Genomic DNA, 20,954 nt, shown 5'->3' with positions numbered 1-20,954 from the left:
CTCTTTAAATCATCTTTAATCTGTGGCGAAACTTTACTTAATATTCGTTTTGTTTTTTAGCACTAAAAGCCGTTAAAAGTAAATAACTTAAAAGACCAATAATCAGTGCCGAAACGGATGCTAAAGTAAGACTTCCCACGATATATTGCGTTGCATTTTTCTGAATATCATCAAGTGTAATTGAATTATCTAAAATTAGCGGAACTTCGTTCGTGACAAAGTAACTTCCCATTTTTAATGAACCGTAAATAACAAAGGGAATAAAGGGAGGAAAACTCACATTTGAAGCCATATAGGCAATGACTTTATTGAGTTTAAAAACGGTAGCAAAAAACAAAAGTAAAATGGTTTGAAATCCCCAAAACGGAGAAATTCCGATAAAAATACCTAATGCAATAGCAGCAGATTTTTTAAAATTAGAGTCGCCGCTTTCTAAAATATCTTCGAGGAAGAATTTTTTAAGACCTTTTTTTTTTGCTTTTCGAAAAAAGTCTCTGGGTTTAATGTACAATAACGCATTCAGAACCAAAACCGTATTTAGGATACTGATTCTGGTGAAATCCTTAAAAGGACGAAAATGCGAAACACGTTCTGCAGGATCGTATAAAATTTGAATCGGAATATTTTTTACAACAATTCCTTTCCAGGCAGAGCGCACAATTACTTCAATTTCGAATTCAAATTTGCTGGTACAATATTGCTTCGGAATTAATTTTAAGGGATAAGATCTAAAACCAGATTGTGTATCTTCTAGTTTGATTCCGGTTTCAAACCAAAACCAAAAGTTAGAAAATTTATTTCCAAAACTACTTTTCTTCGGCACATTTTCCGTCGTCATATTTCGGCTTCCAATCAACAAAGAATTTGGTTCTTTTTGAATTTCAGTAATAAAATTTGGAATATCAGAAGCAAAATGCTGCCCATCAGAATCGATCGTAATAGCGTATTCGAAATTCATTTCGATTGCTTTTCGAAATCCGTTTCTCAACGCCCTGCCTTTTCCTATGTTTTTAGGATGGTGAATTTGTGTTAACTGCGAATATTGTTTTAAAATTTCGCTGGTTTCATCAGTCGAGCCATCATTAACTATAATAATATCTGACGTGAAATCTAAAATAGAATCCAGTACTCTTTTTAGCGTTTTGTGATTGTTGTACGTAGGCACAATAACACAAAAATGCGTCGATTTTAATAGCTCTTGCTGAGATAAAGTAGGTGTCATTAAGGTAGTTTCTTTTCCTACTTCACAAATTGCTTCTCTTTATCAGAGAAACTTTTACATTGCAAAACAAAGTCTTTAAGATATTCTTTTAAAGCGCCGGTTTGTTCTGCGTAATGTGTTGTAATGAATTTTTTATCTTCTTTAATATTTTTCTTGTAACCCGTAATTCCAGGAACATCTTCCTGAATACTTAAGCGAATCATTCTTATTTCGATATTATTCGGATCACTTTTTAAAGTTGCTTCAAGAAGTTTTGCGCCTTCTTTAAAACGCGAAATCTTATTTCCCAAAATACTTTCAAACTTTGAATCTAATAAAATAGAAGCCGCTTTATAAGCCACTAAAATTTTGTCGTCGCTGTTTGAAATTCCAGAGAGTTTTTCTGTAAAGTCTTTAGCATTTGTTTCTGATTTTGCAACGTCAGTATACATTTTTCGAATGGCTGCCAAATCTGGAGTACCAGCGAAATTAACCCATAATAGTAATGTCAATAATAATTTCATAATTATAATTTTTTGTAAACATTGCTTAGTTTTAAAGCAACTGTTTCGTTAAAATAAGTTGTGTTCTTCACTTTAACCAAATCCTCTTCTGTCGTTACAATATCAAGTTCTAATCGTAATTCAGGAGTCGCGTCCGGATTAATAAGTGCCATAAACTTTACGTTTGTAAGTGTTTGTATCATTAAAGTTGCACCTGTAATTTTTTCACTAAGTTCTTTAATAATCTGAATCATGCAAACGCCGGGCATTATTGGATTTCCCGGAAAATGGCCTTTGAAAACTTCGTGTTTCTCATTAACCAAAATTGTAATACTATATTTAGTGTCGTTTATTTTTTCTTCCGACAGAATTTTATAAAAATCTTTTAAAACCATGTTTTTTTATTTACCAAAAGCGTATGAAACCCCAACTTGAAAGCCAATATTTGTATTATAATCATCAAGCCAATAATCGTTGCTATTGCCGTTGTTGCCGTAATAGTCGCTATCTATAACATCGACTAAACCTTTTTTAACACGAGCTTCAATAGTTAATCCTGTTGAAGGAATGTTATAACCAATACCGGCTACAAAAGCAAGATCAATATCAGACTTTTCAGAAAGTAAATTGTCACTTGTTCTAAAATCCATCGTTGGACCAACCTGCGCCTGAAAACCGCCCGGAAAAGTAAATTTATTGATCATCGCAATCGAAACATAATCAATTTTTAAATTTCTATTGACAACAATAACATCACCGTTGTTTTCATTATAACCTATAAAGGTTTTAACATTATTAGCGCCTTGTTTGGTATATGTAATTTCAGGTTGTAAGGTGTATATTTTAGTTAATTTAATTTCACCGAAACCACCAATGTAAAAATCGGTTTTATAATCAGAACGTGTATTTGAGAACGTAAAAAAAGCAGCTCCGGCTCTTAAACCTGGTTTAAAGGTTACCTGAGCATTCATTGAACTTATAAATAAAATAAAAGCAATTGCAATTAATTTTTTCATGTATTTGGTTTTTAATTAGTATTGAATTTTCTATTCTGGTTTAAAATAATTTAATTCAATTTTCAATTTTATATTCTGATGAACAATGTTAATTTTTTCCGCAAAAATATTATTTTCTGAATGAAATGTCAGCGTAAACTTTTCTTTTGTTTTAGAGGAATGAATGACTTTCTCTAATTTACGATCTTTTTTTGATATAAAAAGGTAATTGTCAAATTTTCCGTCTGCAGATTTGTAAATATTATCTGATTCATTTTCAAATTGTTCCTGAATTGTGTAATCTTTTTTAAGAAGCAGTCGAAAATCTTCACGCAAAGTATTCACTAAAATTTTGCGGTCTAACTCAGATACAATCGAATTTACTTTAAAATCTTTTTCAGAAATTTCAAAATCCAGCAATTTGTTACCAAACTCAGTTGTAAAAACGACACGATGTGTAGTGTCATTAATTTTTTTGGCAATAAAAATTCCGGTCAGTTCATTTCCGTAAACTGAGATATTGGTTTTATAAACATAATCTATCTTCGAATCCTTAAAATAAGGAACTTCATAAGATTTTTTATCTAATGTTTTGGGTGTATAATTTTTTGTGACCGAGCCACAAGAGACTAAAATAATTGCCAGAAAACAATTAATTAGTAAAAACTGAATCGTCGATTTTTGCATTGATCACTTTGTTTTTAAGTACAATTCGGGTATAATCTTCAGATGATTCTAACAATTTTACTTGTTCAACAGTTGCTTCATCTTTATCAAAAGTCAATTCGATTTGTTTAATGTATTTTTTTAAAGTCGCATCTTTCGGAATAAACTTCGCAATATTCTGGCCTTTAGCTTTAAAATAAGTAATTGTAAATTCTTTATCATCAAACATATTTCCGCTTACACTTCCCACAATTAATTTATTGATGCGTCCAAAAATTTTGCTGTTTCCAATATCAACGGCGCTTTTTTTACCTTCATCGTTAATCAGGATTTTCCCGTTTTTAAAAACAATACTATAATTGTATGGTTTTTTATATTGCCATTGCAATAAGTTCGGTTCCTTGAAAATCATTTTTCCTGAAGTTTCAATATCCTTAGATAAAAAATCTAAATGTTTGTATTGTACAAAATCAGTACTTAAGGTTTTAATTTTTTTTGATACTACATTTACACCTTCTTTAAACGAAGCAATTTCTGCAGCCGTCATTTTTTGTTCCTGAGCAAACAGGTAAGAGTTGCAAATGTTTAGTACTATAAGTAGAATATATATTTTAGTTTTCATATGCTTTAAGATTCAAAAGTTCTTCTATTGAAATCACTTTATAATTGTTTTGCTGTAAAAATTGCAAAAACTGTTCCAATACTAAAACAGAGTGTGATGCCGTATCGTGCAAAAGTACAATTCCGCCGGGACAAACTCGCTTAATAAGTCTATTGAAAATTAAATTTTGATTTTTCGTTCCACCATCCAAAGAGCGAATATTCCATCCAATAACTTTATGTTTCGTTATTTTCAGGGCTCTGCGAATCGAAGGCGTCGTTACGCCATAAGGCGGCCTGAAGAAGTTTATTTTTTTAGAAGTATGCTTTTCTAAAACGGCATCTGTTTTTTGAATTTCTTCGGATATTTTTTTTGCATTGTAAAAATCAAAAAAAGGAGAGTGGTTATAAGAATGATTTCCAACCAAATGTCCTTCGTCTACAATTTGCTGAATAATTTCCGGATGCGCTTCAACATTTTTTCCGATGCAAAAAAAAGTGGCTTTTATATCGTATTTTTTCAACAACGCTAAAACTTCTAAAGTAAAAACACTCGGCCCATCATCAAACGTAATCGCTATTTTTTTTTCTGTTTCTAATGGATTATTGCAGAAAGCTTTTACATGATAATTGGAAGATATCAAAGAGGAACCAACAAGATTAAATAAGAACCAAACCGAAACAACCACAACAAACCACCAAAAATTAATTGCAAAATAAAGATTCAGAAGAAGCAGTAAAAGCAATAAAAAGATAAAAAATAGTGAGATGTTTTTGTGCGTTATCATTTTGAGATTAACGTAAAACTATGATTTTTTCCGTTTAACTGATTGTATAATAATATCGTTTTGTAAGTTGGTTTTGTAACCGAATTTACTTTTACAATTTCAGGAATTTCTTGTGTTTGTAATACTTTAGCAGCCATCCATAATGCAAATGCCGATGCAGTATCGTATTCTCCGCTTAAATGCTTGTAATATAAAACAGGCGTTTGAGCAAAAGCTTTTTCGGCAAGATTTTTATAATAAACTTCAAAATCTACATTTCCGTCAAAACCTAAAACCAAAGCATCAATGTCTGAAACTTCTAATTGATTTGCTTTTAAAAACGATTTTACTTCGTCCTCAATTTCATTTTCTTTCAGTGTATTTACAATTGCAATATCCAGAACTTCTGCATACGTATTGTCTTTTCGTTTATTTTCTAAAACAAAAAAACTGGCTCCTTCACCATAAACAGCACCGCTTGTTGTAGAATCTAAAAGATTATAAGGTTGTTGATTATCTGGCTTTATACGACCTGATAATTTAAAAAGTGCGGTTGTGTATTCACCGTTTTCATCAACGCCGCCAATTAATACAGATTGCGCTTCACTTTCTTCAATTTGCATTTTAGCATCTAAAAGGGCAGACTCAAAAGAAACAGCTCCGTTTACATACGTAAAATTATAACCTTTACATTGTTGCAGCAAAGCAATTTGTGCACCAACTGTATTATGCGTAGATTGAATGAACGATGTTGGCGTTAAAAACTGTTCGTTGTTGTCAAGAATATTGGTCAGGAATTTTTCAGAATCTTCAATACATCCTAGTCCAGTTCCGGTAATAATGGCATCAACATTTTCAACTTGCGCATCTTTCATGGCAATTGCCGAAGCTACAATTCCGTTTTTTACGCCTTTTGCCATTCTTCTGCTGGCAGCCGGCGAAATATAGTCTTTGTAAACCGGAGCAACTATTTTAAGAACGTTCTCGTCGTGATTGTGCACGGCTTCTTCTAAAAAAACAGTATCAAATGTTTTTTGAGTCGAAATACAACCTATTCCATTTATATATGTTTTCATTCGCTTTTAGAAAATATAAGAGTTGAACAATTTCCTCCAAACCCAAAAGAGTTCGATAAAACGTGTTCGATATTTTTGTTTTTTAGAGCAGTTTGTGGTTTCAGATCAAATTCTTCCATTGGTGTTTCGAAATTCAAATTTGGGTAAACCACATTATTCTGAATCGCCAAAACACTGTAAACAGCTTCAATTGCAGCTGCTGCCGCCAAAGTATGACCTGTAAAAGGTTTGGTAGAACTGAAATCAGGAACAGCTTCGTTCTCGTAAATGCGTTTTATAGCTCTTCCTTCAGATAAATCGTTGTTTGGAGTTGCAGTTCCGTGCACGTTGATATAATCAATTTGTGAAGGTTCTATTCCCGCAACTTCAAAAGCTTTTTTCATAGCCAGATAAGCACCATCGCCATTTTCCGATGAAGCCGTTTGATGAAAGGCATCATTCGCATTTCCATAACCTAAAACTCTCGCTAAAACTTTTTTATTTTGTTTTTTTACAACTTCATCAGATTCTAAAACTAAATAAGCCGCAGCTTCACCTAAATTTAGTCCTTTACGATTATTGTCAAAAGGTTTGTTGTATTCATCAGATAAAATCATCAGAGTTTTAAATCCGTTGATGGTAAATTTTGCCAAAGCATCAGTTCCACCCACAATAACGCGGTCTAATTTTCCTGTTTTTATCAAACGCGCACCCAACATAATTGCGTTTGCTGCAGAAGAACAAGCGGTACTAATAGTGGTAACGAATCCTTTTAAACCTAACTCTTCGGCAATCTTATCAGCAACATCGCCGCCATCATGGCAAGTAATATATTTGACAAGTTCAGGATGTTTAAAATAATCATAATAATGCTTTTCCGTCATGTCCATTCCACCCACACTTGTAGCCGAAACAAGTCCGGTTCTGAATTCGTTTATCGAAGTTATTCCGGCATTTTTTACAGCTTGTTTCGCTGCAAAAGTACCAATCATAGCTGTTCTCGAAAAATTATTATCAGCAGGAAGTTCCAATTCGCTGATCAAATCATCATTGGTTTTTTTAATTTCTCCTACCTTATTAATATCTGCGTGAATAGTCGTTAAATTTTCGACACGAGTTATGGCAACTTTATTTTCAATCAACGAAATATAATTTTCTTCGACTGAATTTCCAATCGCAGAGATAATTCCCATTCCTGTTATAGCAACACCTTTTGTCATTTTAGACTTCTTAGATTTTAGATTTTTAGACTTCTTAGATTTTGGGCTTGTTAGAATTTAGACATAACTTCTCTAAGAAGTCTAAAAATCTAAGCAAGTCTAAGCAGTCTTACTTCGTTCTGTTAGCGCTAATGTAAGCTGCCATACTTTCGATAGATTGAAAAATGGTTTTTCCTTCTTTCGGGTCAACCAGTTTAATACCGTAATCTTTATCTAAAATCACGATTAATTCTAGTGCATCAATCGAGTCTAAACCTAAACCGTCTCCAAACAAAGGATCAGTATCAGCAATATCATCAATTGCAATATCTTCAAGATTTAGAGTAGTAATGATTTTATTTTTTAATTCTTCTTTTAATGCTTCCATGATTATTTATTATATAATGTATTGATAGTTTCGGTTTTATATTTTGTATTTTCTTCTTTACTAATGGTGCAAAGAAACGCTTTGTAATTATCATTAAAAAATTCAACCCATCCACAAAGCACCATATCGGCCTTATTTGAATCTAGCAGAATGTTTGAATAATTCGACATAAATTCAGGATTGAAGGCCTCAAATATAAAGAAAGAATTTTCACTTTTCAGCTGATGACGGATACTTATTTCGCCCAGACAAATATTTGGAAGCGTATAAACGAAAACCGCCGGACTCGGAAAGTAATTTTCTTTGTCTGAAATCGATTCCTGGTATTTTACATCGGTATCTAAACTCGACGATTTGTTGGCCAAAACCAACGCAATATTATTTTCTTTTTCAGTTGAAGTTATCGGACTTAAAAGCAATTCTGATCCTAAAAAAGCCAGTTTGCTCAAAGCATCCATTTTAAAAAACTTTGGATATTGCATTTCAAAATTACGATACGCTTGTTTCGAAAAATCAGCAAAATCTGTTGGTTCAATTTTGAAAACAGAATTTCCGTTCAAAACAATTTCGTTGTTTTGGATGGTGATATAGGATTGTATGTATGTTTTGTTTTGAGTCATTGTTTTATTTTAAGAAACCCAGGTATTAGCAATTTTGGTAATATGCCATTTTCCAGACTTGTTTTCAATCGTAATTGTGAATCCTTGCCCACATCTTCCTCCGCCACATGAAGCACTTGCTTCTAAAGTTCCCAATGTTTTAGTTCTATTAAAATTAATTTTGTGAACCTTAATAGTACCAACTGGCATTCCACTATCTTTATCTTCTATATCCCAAAGTATTTCTTCAGGGAATTTAGAAGTATATTGAAAATTAAATTTTTTATTGTTTTTGAATGGTGCTAAATCAAACTTGTCATCATTGATTCCGTTGCTTACTACAAAATCATGAACACCTATTAAAATTCTATGTTTATCATTTTTAATACTTTCTTGTTCAATCTGATATCTTTTTAATTTATCATGATATCCAATAGTATCTTGTTTATTTGTTTTAAAATCTATCCTTGGCATTGGTGGCGGAAGCATAGTTCTTCTATCCATATAAATAGAATCTACAATTTCGATAAAAACACTATTCAAAACATTTTTTTCAAAATCAGATTCAGACACTACTTTCTTTTTACATGCAAATGATGAAAGAAGAACGAGTGTTATAAATATGAATTTTGATAATTTCATTTCTTAATTCGATTATTTTTGAACTTGTAAATTTTCCTTACAAGTTGGATTTTCTTTTGAACTGTTAAGGAAACCCAAACAGTTCAAACTATATTATTATGAACAAAACAGCAACAATTTTAATTCGTGTAATTAGTATTTTAATTTTTCAAAAACCACAGCCGTATTACAACCTCCAAATCCAGAAGCTGTTTTCAGGAAAAAATCAATATTCGCAGGTTCATTTTTCTCAATAACATTAATTGATTCACTAACTCCAATTTTATCAAAACCTTTTGATTCAAAAAGCATATTTTGATTCGCTGATTCAATTGCAATTACCGTTTCTAATAATCCCGAAGCGCCTAATGTATGACCGTAAAATCCTTTTAAACTATTTACCGGAACATTTTGCAAACCCAAACGATTTAATGCAATGGCTTCCATTTCGTCGTTAAACGGAGTCGCGGTTCCATGAGCTGAAATATAATCAAGTTTGTCAATATCAATTTGAGCCTCTTTTAAAGCATTTTGTATACTTCTAAACAAACCTTCTCCCGTTCTTGACGGTCCCGAAATATGATTGGCATCGTTTATAGAACTGTCTCCAATAACTTTTATTTTTGCATTCTTGGCTTCCGCCGAAACTAAAACAGCTGCAGCAGCTTCGCCTAAACTTACACCGGTTCTGTTTTTAGAATAAGGTTTACAAGGCAAATCGCTCATCGCCTGAAACGTATTAAAACCTGACAGAACAAACTCTGAAACTTCGTCGCCGGCAATGATAAAAATATTATCGTACAATTCAGATTGAATCATTCTTTTGGCAATTGAAACGGCTAAAATTCCGGAAACGCAAGCATTCGAAATTACAATTGGCTGCGTTTTAAATCCGAAGAAATCAGAAACGTTTCTTGCTAAAACATCCAAATGCGCATTATTAAAACTTTCTTCAGAATCATTTTGTAATGCTGTAATATTTCCTTTTGTAGTCGAAAGAATAAATGCCGTTTTTGAATTTAATTCAACACCAGAATTTTTGATGATCGGCGCTAAAGCCAAAATCATCATCTTTTCTAATCTTGAGTATTTAGCTGAAGTGCTTATTTTTTCAAAAACACTGTTTAATTTTTCAGTATTAATGACAGAACCATAAAACGGAATTGGCATTAATGATGCATCCTGATGCAGCTGAATACCAGAATCGCCACGAACAATAGCGTCGATGTTCGACTGAACATCAAAACCTAAAGGTGTGATACAATTCGTTTCTGTGATATATATTGCTCTTGTCATTTTGTAGTTTTCAATTTTGTAAGCTAATTAAATTGCACGCAGATTTTACAGATTTAGGCAGATTAACACAGATTTTATAAATCAAATTCGTGAAAATTTGTGTAATTCGTGTTTACTTTAACAATCCCACTTTTCGTTTCCATTCTTCATAAAAAGGCGGATTCGTAAGCATCAAATTTCCATCTTTATCTAAAAATACCTGAACGGTTTCGCCAGTACAGGCTACTTCGCCTTGGGCATCAATTATTTTAAAACGATAAATCATTTTAGCGGCCGGAGTATCAACTACTGTGGTTTCGATAGTAACAACATCGCCGTAACGCAAAGATAATTTATGTTCGCATTTTGATTTTACAATGGGCGTGGTATAACCCGTATTGCCAATATCCAAATAAGTAAGGCCGTGTTCGCGTCCAAAAGCTTCTCGTCCGTCCTCGAAATAGGTAATATAATTGCCATGCCAAACGATTCCCAACGGATCAGTTTCGTTAAAACGAATTCTGATTTCATGAGAAACGGTTAGTGAAGTTGCTTCGTTATACTGTTCTTTTCTTTTTGTCATAAAATAATGCAATAGATGTTGTGAGAATAAAAAACAAAAACAGTAAACTTATTTTTGGTATGATTTCTAAGAAAGAGATGTTGCGTAATAAAACATCATAAAAAGCTTCTAATGCCCAATTCATTGGTGATGATTTGGCAACGATCTGCATGATTTTTGGCATTGCAAAAACAGGAACCCAAACACCGCCAATAGCAGCTAAAATGATAACACTTGTTGCGCCAAAAGGTGCGGATTGTTCTTGCGTGCTTGCAACAGTTCCGAGTAAAATTCCGAAACCAATTGCTGCAAATCCTGAAAATAAAGCAACAATACTCATTAAAAATAAATGTCCTTCGATATTTAAGGAAGGCAAACCAATATGTGGAAACAGAAAAACGGCCACAGCAACCATCATATAAAACTGAATCATACAAATGGCCGAATAGGTAATTGTTTTTCCTATAATGACAATAAGATTAGAAGACGGATTGGTTCTTAAACGAACAAATGTTCCTTGTGTTTTTTCTTTTACGATATTAATAGACAACGGAATTACAATAAAAAATATAGCAAAGAGTGTCCAGGCAGGAACGTTGTGCTGTACAGAATTTGGTCGGACTTCTTTGTTGTTTATTGTTGGAATTATTTCTTTGAAAGAAATGAAACTTTTTTGTTCGAAATCGGCATTTCCTTCTCCCAATTGATTTTGAAAGGTCTTGTAAATTGATTTTGATTCGATTTGAGAAATCATTTTATCAATCGAGCTCATTACCGCATTTTTAAAACTCAACTGAACCGCCGGATCAAAATAAAGTTTTACTTCTTTTTCTTTGATGATTCTTGGAGCACCGGTTTTGGCAACGCTATCAGTTAAACCCATATTGCTCAAAATGTTGTCTACATTCTGATCAATTTTGGCTTGTAAATCGACGCTTAATTTTGAAGGAATTACAATTGCAAGTTTATATTTTCCTTTGTAAACGGCTTCTTTGGCAATTTCTTCTGTAATTGGCTGATTGTCGATTTTAGTTACGACTGTAAACAAACTGCTTTTTTCAAGATTTTCGAAAACAGTTTTAGAAACATCACCTTTATCATTATCGATTAATAAAATCTCAATTTTAGAATCGCTTACGGTTTTAAAAGTGCTGTCTTGTATTAATGTTACGGTGATCACAAGTACCAATGGCATGACAAACAAAATGATCAAACCACCTAAATCCCGTCTTAACAACAGGAATTCTTTTACTACAGACATCCAAATTTTATAGCTCATCTCTAAAGTCTTTACCGGTTAATGAAATAAAAACTTCTTCAAGGTTTCTTGCTTTTTCAGTAGAAGAAATTAAGCTCGAAGGCGTGCCTTGTGCATAAATTTTGCCTCGGTCTAAAATGGCAATATTGGTGCAAAAATCTTCGGCTTCAGCCAAATGATGCGATGTATAAATAATGGTTGTTCCGTTTTGGTTTAATAATTTCAAATAATCTATAATGGCATTTTTAGACTGAACGTCAACGCCAACGGTTGGCTCATCTAAAAACAACACTTTTGGATTATGTAGAATTCCGGCAATTAAATTGACTCTTCGTTTCATTCCGCCCGAAAATGTTTCGATACGTTTGTCTGCGAATTTTAATAATCCTAAAAGGTCTAAAGTTTCGATTACTTTATCTTTTAAATCTGAACCTTTCAAGCCGTACATACTTCCAAAATACTGCAAATTTTCTCGGGCTGTCAAAGTAGGATATAAAGCATACTCCTGAGGAACAACACCAATAATTTTTTTAATTTGTGAAGAATCGTCAGTGTAGTTCAAACCATCAATTGTAAAATGTCCTGAAGTTGGTTTTACCAATCCGCAAAGCATCGAAATTAAAGTGGTTTTTCCGGCACCGTTTGGGCCTAATAAACCAAAAATATTGCCTTCATTTATATGCAACGAGACTTCGTTCAAAGAATACATTTCTGCATTTTTGTACTTTTTCGAAAGGGATTCTATTTTAATTATGGGATTCAAAATATTTTTTTAGCTAATTGCTTTTTTTAGTTTTTTGAAAAAGATTTCTTCTCTATTGGCAATGTCCAAAAGTTCATCGGCAATAGTATTGTAAGCATCTTCTTTGGCGCTTCTGTTTTTGTAAATTCGGGATGCTTCAACAGCAAAATCACGCCATGAATCGCCAATTTGAGTCATTTCTTTCGAAAGTACTTTCAACTCTTCATTGCCTAAAATAACTGAAGCTTCCTGTAAAAAAGCAGCATATATAAAACGGAAACCTCCGCCTCCGGTTCCTATTTCTTCCTGCATACGAACCATTTGTGCCAAATAATGATTGGCTTTTTTAGTTCCGTGTTTTACAGGCCATTTTCTAATTTGTTTTGATACAAACCGAATACCGCGAACACCAATAATGGGCATCGGTGCCAACATATCGCGACACGTATTTTTGATTCCTTTTATAATGGCACTTTTTAAATCTACCGTTTCAGGAATATTTATTGGGTAATACATTTGTCCTCTTGGTGCAAAAGCTCCTTTTGCAAAACGTACTTTGTCTAATTCGTCGTGTGTTAAAGTTGTAACGGTTTCCATTACAGGATCGCTTACTAAATAATCGGTTTCGGTTTTACCGTAAACGACTAGATTATGTGCGTTAAAATGAAAACGATATTCATCAGGAAAATAACTTAAATGATACACACCAACTTGTAATCCCGTTGGGATATTGTTTTTTAAATTTTCATCTAAAGCTTTATTTGCATTTACCGTAGAAGAGAATTTTTGTCTTTTTATTTTTAAATTTAAACGACTTGCCAGTTTATTAAAAATTTGTCCAGGCAAAGTTCTATAGCTAATTGCAGGGGCGTGATTTACTTTTATAAAAGGCAAATACACAAAAAAAAGTCCAGAACCAATACCAAAAACCATCGGCTCGCTAATGTTGAGACCGTTGTTTTTTAACAAATTCGAAGCTACTCCGTTTTCGCAGTGAGCAGATTGATGATGTGTAAAATTCGTTTGCATTAGTCTGTTTTAATATTTTTTAATTCTTGTACCGAGATCTCAAAAGCATCGGCATATTTTTGTAAAGTTTTATCGTTTAATTTGGCAAAAACATCAGGTTTAAAATGTCTTTTTACGCGCCATTTCCAAAGTCCAACATAACTGGCAAGAATAGTAAGGTCCATTTTGTTGACTTCCATGTAATAACAAATGGGACTTAATTCGCCGTTTAAAACTTGTTGTTTTGCGTCGGCAATTCGTTCGTTTATATCATCGATAGAATTAGAAAGTGCAATTGTTTTTGGCTCCCAACCAGAACTTAAAGTGGTAGTGTAATCACCATTTTCATCGGTGGCATACAGTAATTCTTTCAGATTATTTTTGGTTAAATTACCTTTGTCTTGTGGTACTTTTTCTTTTTCCATGACCGTTTTATTTTCGATTGAAATTATGAAATAACCGAAATTGTTTTTTGAATGAACAAATTAATTTCGCATTCTAAAAGTATTTTTTCACCAAGTGAACTTTCGCAACTCATTGTGCATAAAGTATAATCGTCTCCGGCAAATTTAGAAACCAAATTTGCTTTGGTTGTAATTGTATCTCCAACTTTTGGCAACGAATGTATTTTTACATTTTTTAAGGCGCTGATAAAACCAATAACATTTACGTTATCATTTTCGGTTCCGTCTTCCTCAACAAAATATTTTTTGCCAACAATAGAAGAACAGGTTTGCGCTGTATTTTCGATTAAACCGGCTTCTATAAAAACACCTTTATCAACAAAAATATTATCTTCTTTTATTAAAAACGTAGTTTCTACAAAGTTGGTATCCAAATCTAATATTAAATCCACCATAAGCAACGGCGCTCGGTGTGGCAAGTAATTTTGTATGTCGACGTTAGTGTCCATACCTACTTTATTTGGCTAAAACAGTTTTCATTTGTCCTGTAGCAATCTCTTCATTATTTAAAGTCGTTACTATATTCACTAAAGTGATTCCGGCAAATTCCTGTAAAATAGTTACAGTTGATTGTATCGTATCGTTGATTTTAGGTAATCTTTTAATTTCAATTTCTTTGATAGAGCCAATATATCCCGTTGGGGCTGTTTCTTTTCTTAAAAAAAACTCATATCCGGTATGCAACGCAACAGATTGCGCCATATGTTCTATTAATCCTGCTTCTAAAAAAGTATTATTATCAAAAAAAATGTTGTCTTCCTGAATTTGTAAACCTGAAACTAATGAAGCTTCTGTAAACGAATACATTTTATCTACCATAACAAAAGGAAACTTTTGTGGCAATAAATTTTCGACAGCATTTTTTTCTAAAAGTAAAATTCTCTCCATTAACAAACGGTTAAATAAGCATAGGCAAAAGAAAATCTTCCGCTTTCCGGTACTGATAAAAGAATACGGTCTCCTTTTTTTAGATTACCGGAATTCATCAATTCTTCTAAAGCTAAATAGATGGAGGCAGAACCTACGTTTCCAACTTTTGAAAGATTCATGAACCATTTTTCATCAGCCATTCCAACGCCTTTTTCACTTAATCCTTTTTTTAATCCTTCAACAAAAAAGTTAGAAGAAACGTGAGGAATGAAATAATCGACCTGATCTGTTGAAATATTATTTTTATTCATGGCATCACTCATACTTTCAGCCCCTTTGGAAAGGATAAACTCATCCAGTAATTTCACATCTTGTTTGATAGAAAAAACAGATTGATTTAGCAATTCTTCAGGTTCGTAATCGCTCCATGATTTAATCTCGCCATTCTCTAATTTATCTCCGCCGGCGTACATACAGGTCTCTAATTCAAATGCATAAGAAAAAGCTTCCATCCATTCGATTTTTAAAGAAATGCCTTCACCAGGTTCGTTTTGTAATAATAAAGCACCGGCACCATCAGATAACATCCAACGTAAAAAATCTTTTTTGAAAGCAATAATAGGCTGCTCTTCAAGGTTTTTTAAGTTGCTTACTTCCTGACTGTATTTTTTTGCTATTAACCATGTTGATACTTTTTCAGATCCTGTACAAATAGCATTTTTAGAGTTTCCTGATTTTACAGAAAGGAAACCAAATTTTAAAGAATTCATTCCGGCGCAGCAAACCCCGGTTGAAGAATTTAATTCTACCGATTTATTTTTAAGTAAACCATGAACCATTGCAGCATGAGAGGGCAGGAAAACATCTGGTGTTGAAGTTCCGCAAGAAAGGACTTCTAAATCCTGAGCGGTAAATTTTTCATCAAATAATTGCTCTATCGCATTGTTAGTTAACTCAGCATTGCTGTGTGTACTTTTTCCTGTTTTATCTACAGCGTAATGGCGGCTTATAATTTTATTATTGCGCAAAATAATACGTCTTGCTTTAGAAGCGGTATCATTTATAAGACCTAAATAACTTTCCATTTCATCATTTGAAACAGCTTCGTTTGGCAAAAATTTTGCGGCTCTGGTAATATATACTTCAAACATAATTCTACTTTCGTCTTCTTAAACCCCTTTATAATATTGAGTTTCTTTTTTTATAGTATTTAATTTAATAGGGTAGGTAAAAAGGTGCAATATATACACTATTGGTGAGATTAACCATATCGCAAGGAATAAATAAACATTAAATAGTTTAAGCAGCAATTTTCTGTTATTTTTATTTTTATAAATAAGGTTTGACCATTTATTAAAAATTTTATTTGCTGTTTTATCAACAGTAACTAAATACGGACTAATTTTTACCGCGTCAATTGCCAGTAATTTGGGTTGTAAATTGCTTAGATTGTTCTGTTGAAATTCTGAAAGCATTACTTTTCCAAACTTTTCTGATTCCTGAATGTCTTTATCTGAAACGCCCGGTAAAGGGAAAATTCCAAGATACTTTTTCTTAACACCTGAAAACATCCATTCAACAATTGTAATAACACTTATTAAATTTCCTACACGATCTACCAAAGCTACATTTCCTACCAATTGCGCATTGGCTTCTTTTAGTAAAACTTTGATTTTTTCCTGAGCCATAATCCACATATTACGAGAACCGCTAATGGTAATAACGGGCGTATTATTTAATATTTTTTTGGCTTCATCACTTTTTAAAAATGAGTTTATAGGAATAGACGGAGATAAATACCAAACCTGATAATGAAAAAGAACCAAATCATATTTTGTATTAAGAACTACTTCTGAAACCGGTTTTAATGCTGTTGGAATTTGTAAAAACGATTCCGGAAAAGCATCAAAAAAGGAATTTTTATCCCACGGAAAAGGAAAAGGTTTCTCTAATTTTATTTCATGAAATGTTACATTTATTTCATTTGAATTTAGAAAAGGTTTTGCAATATTTTGTGCAATTTCTCCTAATTGTCCAGATTGAGAATAGTAGATTACAAGAACATTTTTCATTTTTTGGTTTGTTGATTTGGTTGAAAACGCAAAAATAAGTATTTTTTTCTAAACGAATTTCCTTATTTTATCTGTTCGTTTTGTGTGAACCCATTCCGGCCATGTAGTCTGATCTTCAGCATCATAAATTCTGATTTTTTGATTTTCATCTTCAATCAGTAAATCATCCGGCGTGCAGCCTAAAATTGTTGCAGCGGCTGCAACACCTGAGTGTGTTGCACCTGTAACGCCGTGAGATAATGTACAAGCTCCGCAAAGGAACAGGTTTTCGATTTCAGTTTTATTCTTATAAGAAAAAGGACCAACCTGATTTAATGTTTTTTCGGTTCCGTAAACATTTCCTTTTGTCGAATTAATGTAAAATTCATTTGTTTTTGGAGTTCCTAATTCTGCCTGAATAATATGCTGTTTTGCATTCGGAATTATCTTCTCGACATTGTTCATGAGTTTATCGACTACTTTTTCTTTAAACTTTTTATATTCCTCATTGTGATAATCATCCAAACCATTAAAATCACTCATGTGATCGTAGTTTACATAAGTTACAATTTCAAAATTATGATATCTTCCGTTAAAACTTGCGGGATCTTTAAGTGTCGTACAGCTTATAAAAACTGCAGGAAATGAATCTCCGGTTGCAATTGTATCGCTCATTAAATGTTCAAAATTGGCATCATCATTTTCATCTTTCATCATCCAGATATTTCCGGAATCGATTTGAAATTGTGTAACATCTAAATCTAATGTCAAAAACAAAATTAAAGAGGTAACAGAATATTTCGTTTTTTCTAATTTCTTTAGGAGTGATTTACTGATGTGTTCTTTGCCAATTAAATTTAAATAAGTGATAGAAGGATCAGCATTTGAAACAATATTCTTAGCCATTATTCTGTCGCCATTTTCAAGCTGAACGCCTACTGCCTTTTTATTTTCAATAATAATGTTCTTAACATTTTGCTTTACGCGAACTTCACCGCCATGTCTTTTTATTCCGTTTGTCATGGCTTTTACAATGCCGCCGCCGCCGCCCATTGGGTAAAAACCGCCATCAAAATAATGACTCATTACAGAACAATGTACAGGAAAACAGGCTCTGTTTGGTGAAAGGCCGTGATCGCCGCATTGTATATTAAGGACTGCTTTTAATATCGGGTCTTTTACGTGCCAGCCAACCACTTTCTTTAATGGAAATAGAGCAAACTTTCCGAAATGTTTGGTACGAAACGGAACGGTTATGTTTTGCCAGAAACCTTTTAGTTTTGGAATTAATTGCAATTCATAACTTACTCTTTGAACTAGTGTAAGATATTCGTTTATGTTTTTTTCTTCGTGTGGAAAATGTGAAGAAAGTCTTTTTTTAAGATTGTCAACTCCTGCAGGTAAATCGAAACTTTTGTCGCCAATTAAGCAATGCTCGTAGGCATCTTTGTTCATTCTAAAAAATACCATATCATTGGCAATTCCTAAACCTCGATATAATTTATCTGTAGATTGTCCTTCATCAAGAAGTCCTACATAATGAACACCCGGACTAAAACGTTGTCCTTTTAAAGTAAAACTATGACTCCAGCCACCAGGAACGTAATGTTGTTCTAGTACTAACACTTTTTGTCCGGCTCTTGCCAGACATATTGCGGTTGATAATCCTCCAACTCCAGAACCGATGATAATTGTGTCAAATTCCTGCATGTTTTATTTTAAGATTTGGATATTTATGAAAGAACGACCTTAAATTGTATGTTTTACTTTTTTAACTGGTTCCAGAAATCAAAATAATTGAACCATTGTAAAGGATATTTTTCAAGCATTGATTCGACACTTTCGATATAAGATCTTAAAAGTGCTTTTTCGTCTCTGTGTTTTACTTCTGCTTCACGTGCATATAAATGATAATGCAGGTTTTGTTCTTTCATTACATAAACAAAAACTACAGGAACTTTTAATCGCGATGCAATTAAAAATGGGCCAGCAGGAAAATTAGCTTGTTCGCCCAGAATTTTTTCAGATAATGATTTTGTGCCTTCAAAATAGCGGTCGCCGGTAAAACAAACCAATTCATTACTAGACAAAGCTGCATTGATCTCAAAAATATGAGACAAATCATCTCTGATAATTATAAATTTTACGGTTGGTTTTTTTACAACAGTTTCAAGATAATTCTTGATAGCAGAATGCTCTAAATCTGTAGTGACTAAATTGATTTGAAAATCAAGATCAATTTCGCCAAAAAAATGTTCGGCAATTTCAAAATTTCCAATGTGCGCGCTAATTAAAACACCGCCTTTTTTCTCTGCTAAAAGTTTTTTCAAAATTTCAATTCCGTCAAACTCATAGGTGAATTTGTTTCGCATTCCTGCTGAAATAGAAATCTTATCAATGATGGTTTGTCCAAAAGTATAATAACTTTTGAATACCATTTTTTTAGATTTAAATTGAGGGTACTTTAGCCTTTCTTTAAAATAATAAAAAATGGCTTTATTACTTTTCTTTAAAAACAAGAAATAATAAGAAGCAACAAAATAAAGTAAAACGTAAGCGGATTTAACACCCGCTTTTTGTATCAAAAAAACAAATATTTTATAGCCTAAAACTGTTCCTTTTGATTTGCCATCCCATTGACTCATTAAACAACTTTAGCTTTTAGTTTAGTTTCAATAAGATCATAAAAACTTTGAAAAGAAGCGATTCCTACGAAATCGGCTTCAACTAGTTTTACACCAAAAGTGGCTTCAATCGAAACTACTAAGTCAACATAGTCTAAACTATCTAACCCAAGTGTATCTTTTAAATTTGCTTCTGGTTCAATGTCGTCATTATCAACTTCAAATTCATCAACCAAAAAACTATTAATTTTATTTATTATTTCTTCTTTATTCATCGCTTTCATTTAATCTTTTTAACTACAAGTGCAGAATTTGTTCCTCCAAACCCGAAGGAATTGGACAAAAATATATCAATTTTTTTATTTAACGTAGTTTTAACTAAATTTAATTTCGCTGAATCTTCATCTGTATTTTCTAAATTGATGTTTGGAGCGATAAAATCGTTTTGCATCATTAGTATAGAATAAATTACTTCGCTTGCTCCTGCCATCCAACATTCGTGTCCCGTCATTGATTTTGTGGAACTTACGTATGGATTGCTTTCTCCAAAAACTTCAAAGATTGCTTTGGCTTCATTGCTGTCTCCAACTGGCGTCGAAGTGGCATGAGCATTTATGTAATCGATATCACTTGCTTTTAATTGTGCATCATCAAGTGCTCTTTGCATTGCTATTGATGGTCCTTCGACATTTGGTGTCGAAATATGGCCTCCGTTTGAAGAAAATCCGTAACCTGCAACTTCAGCAATAATGTTGGCACCACGGGCAATTGCAGATTCGTAGCTTTCTAATATTAACGTTGCACCGCCACCACTCGGAATTAATCCGTCTCTTTCGGCATCAAAAGGTCTTGAAGCTTTTGCGGGTTCGTTTTCTCTTCCGGAAAAAACACCTAATCCGTCAAAGCTGCTCATTGCATATTTATTGATTTCCTGTGCTCCACCACAAATAATGATATCCTGAAAACCACTTTTTATTAAAAAATAAGCTAATCCTATAGAGTGAGAACCACTTGCGCAGGCTGCACTGATGGTAAGATTTATACCACGAAGTTTAAAAATGGTAGACAAATTCATTGTTACCGTAGAATTCATCGATTTAAAAATAGCGCCTGAACCAATTAAAGCGGTGTCCTTTTTTTCGCGTATAATATCTGTAGCTTCAATAATTGCTTTAGAAACACTGTCGTTTCCGTACATGATTCCAACTTCGCGATTGTCAAAAAAAGCATCGTCTATATTTGCATTTTTCAGCGCCTCAATGGTAGCCATGTAGGCGTATTCGGTTTCTTCACCAACGCTCATACGTTGCCTTCTGGTTAGCAAAGATTTTAAATCCGGTCTTGGAACCATTCCTGTTAATGCGGATTGAAAACCAAATTCTTTTCTTTCAGAATCAAACTGTATACCAGATTTTCCGGTGTATAAGGATTCCTTTACTTCATCTAAAGAAGTACCTATACAAGAATAAATTCCCATTCCAGTAATTACAACTCTTTTATTCATCG

Annotated in this window: 26 protein-coding genes; all 26 read right to left on the bottom strand. The window is 33.0% G+C overall.

The window, feature by feature from the left end; all coding sequences use genetic code 11:
* Positions 1 to 37: 37 nt before the first annotated feature.
* The 26 genes from EV143_RS01265 to EV143_RS01140 all read right to left on the bottom strand — a co-directional run bounded on the left by EV143_RS01265 (position 38) and on the right by EV143_RS01140 (position 20,952).
* The gene (locus EV143_RS01265; RefSeq protein WP_133506176.1) at positions 38 to 1,222 is read right to left on the bottom strand and encodes a DUF2062 domain-containing protein; all 1,185 of its coding nucleotides are present in this window, start codon (positions 1,220 to 1,222) and stop codon (positions 38 to 40) included.
* 17 nt (positions 1,223 to 1,239) lie between these two features.
* The gene (locus EV143_RS01260; protein WP_133506175.1) at positions 1,240 to 1,725 is read right to left on the bottom strand and encodes a hypothetical protein; all 486 of its coding nucleotides are present in this window, start codon (positions 1,723 to 1,725) and stop codon (positions 1,240 to 1,242) included.
* A 2-nt stretch (positions 1,726 to 1,727) separates the two neighbouring features.
* On the bottom strand, positions 1,728 to 2,099 hold the full coding sequence (locus tag EV143_RS01255) for a 3-hydroxyacyl-ACP dehydratase (protein WP_133506174.1): 372 nt from the start codon (positions 2,097 to 2,099) through the stop codon (positions 1,728 to 1,730).
* A gap of 6 nt (positions 2,100 to 2,105) precedes the next feature.
* A complete protein-coding gene (locus EV143_RS01250; RefSeq protein WP_133506173.1) occupies positions 2,106 to 2,720 on the bottom strand; it encodes an outer membrane beta-barrel protein in 615 nt (204 codons plus the stop codon).
* Positions 2,721 to 2,750: 30 nt separating this feature from the next.
* The gene (locus EV143_RS01245; RefSeq protein WP_133506172.1) at positions 2,751 to 3,386 is read right to left on the bottom strand and encodes a hypothetical protein; all 636 of its coding nucleotides are present in this window, start codon (positions 3,384 to 3,386) and stop codon (positions 2,751 to 2,753) included.
* Positions 3,352 to 3,987 (bottom strand): outer membrane lipoprotein carrier protein LolA, encoded by a 636-nt coding sequence (locus tag EV143_RS01240; RefSeq protein WP_133506171.1) that lies wholly within the window; start codon positions 3,985 to 3,987, stop codon positions 3,352 to 3,354. Before EV143_RS01240 ends, EV143_RS01245 begins: the two co-directional genes overlap by 35 nt.
* Positions 3,977 to 4,753, bottom strand: coding sequence for a polysaccharide deacetylase family protein (locus EV143_RS01235; RefSeq protein ID WP_133506170.1), 777 nt, complete (start codon positions 4,751 to 4,753; stop codon positions 3,977 to 3,979). The genes EV143_RS01240 and EV143_RS01235 overlap by 11 nt, the downstream gene beginning before the upstream one ends.
* Complete coding sequence (locus EV143_RS01230; RefSeq protein WP_133506169.1) at positions 4,750 to 5,808, bottom strand: beta-ketoacyl synthase N-terminal-like domain-containing protein; 1,059 nt, start codon at positions 5,806 to 5,808, stop codon at positions 4,750 to 4,752. Before EV143_RS01230 ends, EV143_RS01235 begins: the two co-directional genes overlap by 4 nt.
* Complete coding sequence (locus EV143_RS01225) at positions 5,805 to 7,007, bottom strand: beta-ketoacyl-[acyl-carrier-protein] synthase family protein (protein WP_133506168.1); 1,203 nt, start codon at positions 7,005 to 7,007, stop codon at positions 5,805 to 5,807. Before EV143_RS01225 ends, EV143_RS01230 begins: the two co-directional genes overlap by 4 nt.
* Positions 7,008 to 7,116: 109 nt before the next feature.
* On the bottom strand, positions 7,117 to 7,374 hold the full coding sequence (locus EV143_RS01220; RefSeq protein WP_059115533.1) for a phosphopantetheine-binding protein: 258 nt from the start codon (positions 7,372 to 7,374) through the stop codon (positions 7,117 to 7,119).
* 2 nt (positions 7,375 to 7,376) lie between these two features.
* Positions 7,377 to 7,994, bottom strand: coding sequence for a beta-ketoacyl-[acyl-carrier-protein] synthase family protein (locus EV143_RS01215; protein ID WP_133506167.1), 618 nt, complete (start codon positions 7,992 to 7,994; stop codon positions 7,377 to 7,379).
* 9 nt (positions 7,995 to 8,003) lie between these two features.
* Complete coding sequence (locus EV143_RS01210) at positions 8,004 to 8,615, bottom strand: hypothetical protein (RefSeq protein ID WP_133506166.1); 612 nt, start codon at positions 8,613 to 8,615, stop codon at positions 8,004 to 8,006.
* 132 nt (positions 8,616 to 8,747) lie between these two features.
* Positions 8,748 to 9,890, bottom strand: a complete 1,143-nt coding sequence (locus EV143_RS01205; RefSeq protein ID WP_133506165.1) for a beta-ketoacyl-[acyl-carrier-protein] synthase family protein — start codon at positions 9,888 to 9,890, stop codon at positions 8,748 to 8,750.
* A gap of 112 nt (positions 9,891 to 10,002) precedes the next feature.
* Complete coding sequence (locus EV143_RS01200; RefSeq protein WP_133506164.1) at positions 10,003 to 10,452, bottom strand: acyl-CoA thioesterase; 450 nt, start codon at positions 10,450 to 10,452, stop codon at positions 10,003 to 10,005.
* Positions 10,427 to 11,710, bottom strand: a complete 1,284-nt coding sequence (locus EV143_RS01195) for an ABC transporter permease (protein WP_166638094.1) — start codon at positions 11,708 to 11,710, stop codon at positions 10,427 to 10,429. Before EV143_RS01195 ends, EV143_RS01200 begins: the two co-directional genes overlap by 26 nt.
* Positions 11,700 to 12,398 (bottom strand): ABC transporter ATP-binding protein, encoded by a 699-nt coding sequence (locus EV143_RS01190; protein WP_166638106.1) that lies wholly within the window; start codon positions 12,396 to 12,398, stop codon positions 11,700 to 11,702. The genes EV143_RS01195 and EV143_RS01190 overlap by 11 nt, the downstream gene beginning before the upstream one ends.
* Positions 12,399 to 12,461: 63 nt before the next feature.
* Positions 12,462 to 13,460: a BtrH N-terminal domain-containing protein gene (locus tag EV143_RS01185; protein WP_133506162.1), complete on the bottom strand. Its 999-nt coding sequence runs from the start codon at positions 13,458 to 13,460 to the stop codon at positions 12,462 to 12,464.
* Positions 13,460 to 13,864 (bottom strand): hypothetical protein, encoded by a 405-nt coding sequence (locus EV143_RS01180; RefSeq protein WP_133506161.1) that lies wholly within the window; start codon positions 13,862 to 13,864, stop codon positions 13,460 to 13,462. Before EV143_RS01180 ends, EV143_RS01185 begins: the two co-directional genes overlap by 1 nt.
* Positions 13,865 to 13,887: 23 nt before the next feature.
* Positions 13,888 to 14,352, bottom strand: coding sequence for an ABC transporter permease (locus EV143_RS01175; protein WP_133506160.1), 465 nt, complete (start codon positions 14,350 to 14,352; stop codon positions 13,888 to 13,890).
* Between the two features lie 7 nt (positions 14,353 to 14,359).
* A complete protein-coding gene (locus EV143_RS01170) occupies positions 14,360 to 14,791 on the bottom strand; it encodes a hypothetical protein (RefSeq protein WP_133506159.1) in 432 nt (143 codons plus the stop codon).
* Positions 14,791 to 15,924, bottom strand: a complete 1,134-nt coding sequence (locus tag EV143_RS01165; protein ID WP_133506158.1) for a beta-ketoacyl-ACP synthase III — start codon at positions 15,922 to 15,924, stop codon at positions 14,791 to 14,793. Before EV143_RS01165 ends, EV143_RS01170 begins: the two co-directional genes overlap by 1 nt.
* Before the next feature lie 18 nt (positions 15,925 to 15,942).
* Positions 15,943 to 16,845 (bottom strand): NADPH-dependent FMN reductase family protein, encoded by a 903-nt coding sequence (locus EV143_RS01160; RefSeq protein WP_133506157.1) that lies wholly within the window; start codon positions 16,843 to 16,845, stop codon positions 15,943 to 15,945.
* 48 nt (positions 16,846 to 16,893) lie between these two features.
* A complete protein-coding gene (locus EV143_RS01155) occupies positions 16,894 to 18,534 on the bottom strand; it encodes a phytoene desaturase family protein (RefSeq protein WP_133506156.1) in 1,641 nt (546 codons plus the stop codon).
* A 53-nt stretch (positions 18,535 to 18,587) separates the two neighbouring features.
* Positions 18,588 to 19,469, bottom strand: coding sequence for an LpxL/LpxP family acyltransferase (locus EV143_RS01150; protein WP_133506155.1), 882 nt, complete (start codon positions 19,467 to 19,469; stop codon positions 18,588 to 18,590).
* Positions 19,469 to 19,723, bottom strand: coding sequence for an acyl carrier protein (locus tag EV143_RS01145; protein WP_133506643.1), 255 nt, complete (start codon positions 19,721 to 19,723; stop codon positions 19,469 to 19,471). The genes EV143_RS01150 and EV143_RS01145 overlap by 1 nt, the downstream gene beginning before the upstream one ends.
* 5 nt (positions 19,724 to 19,728) lie before the next feature.
* On the bottom strand, positions 19,729 to 20,952 hold the full coding sequence (locus tag EV143_RS01140) for a beta-ketoacyl-[acyl-carrier-protein] synthase family protein (RefSeq protein ID WP_133506154.1): 1,224 nt from the start codon (positions 20,950 to 20,952) through the stop codon (positions 19,729 to 19,731).
* Positions 20,953 to 20,954: the final 2 nt, after the last annotated feature.

Origin of the sequence: Flavobacterium chryseum, assembly GCF_004362015.1 — a bacterium.
Classification (GTDB): domain Bacteria; phylum Bacteroidota; class Bacteroidia; order Flavobacteriales; family Flavobacteriaceae; genus Flavobacterium.
The sequence above is the reverse complement of the archived record's forward strand: the minus strand, read 5'-3'. Positions and strand labels throughout refer to the sequence as shown.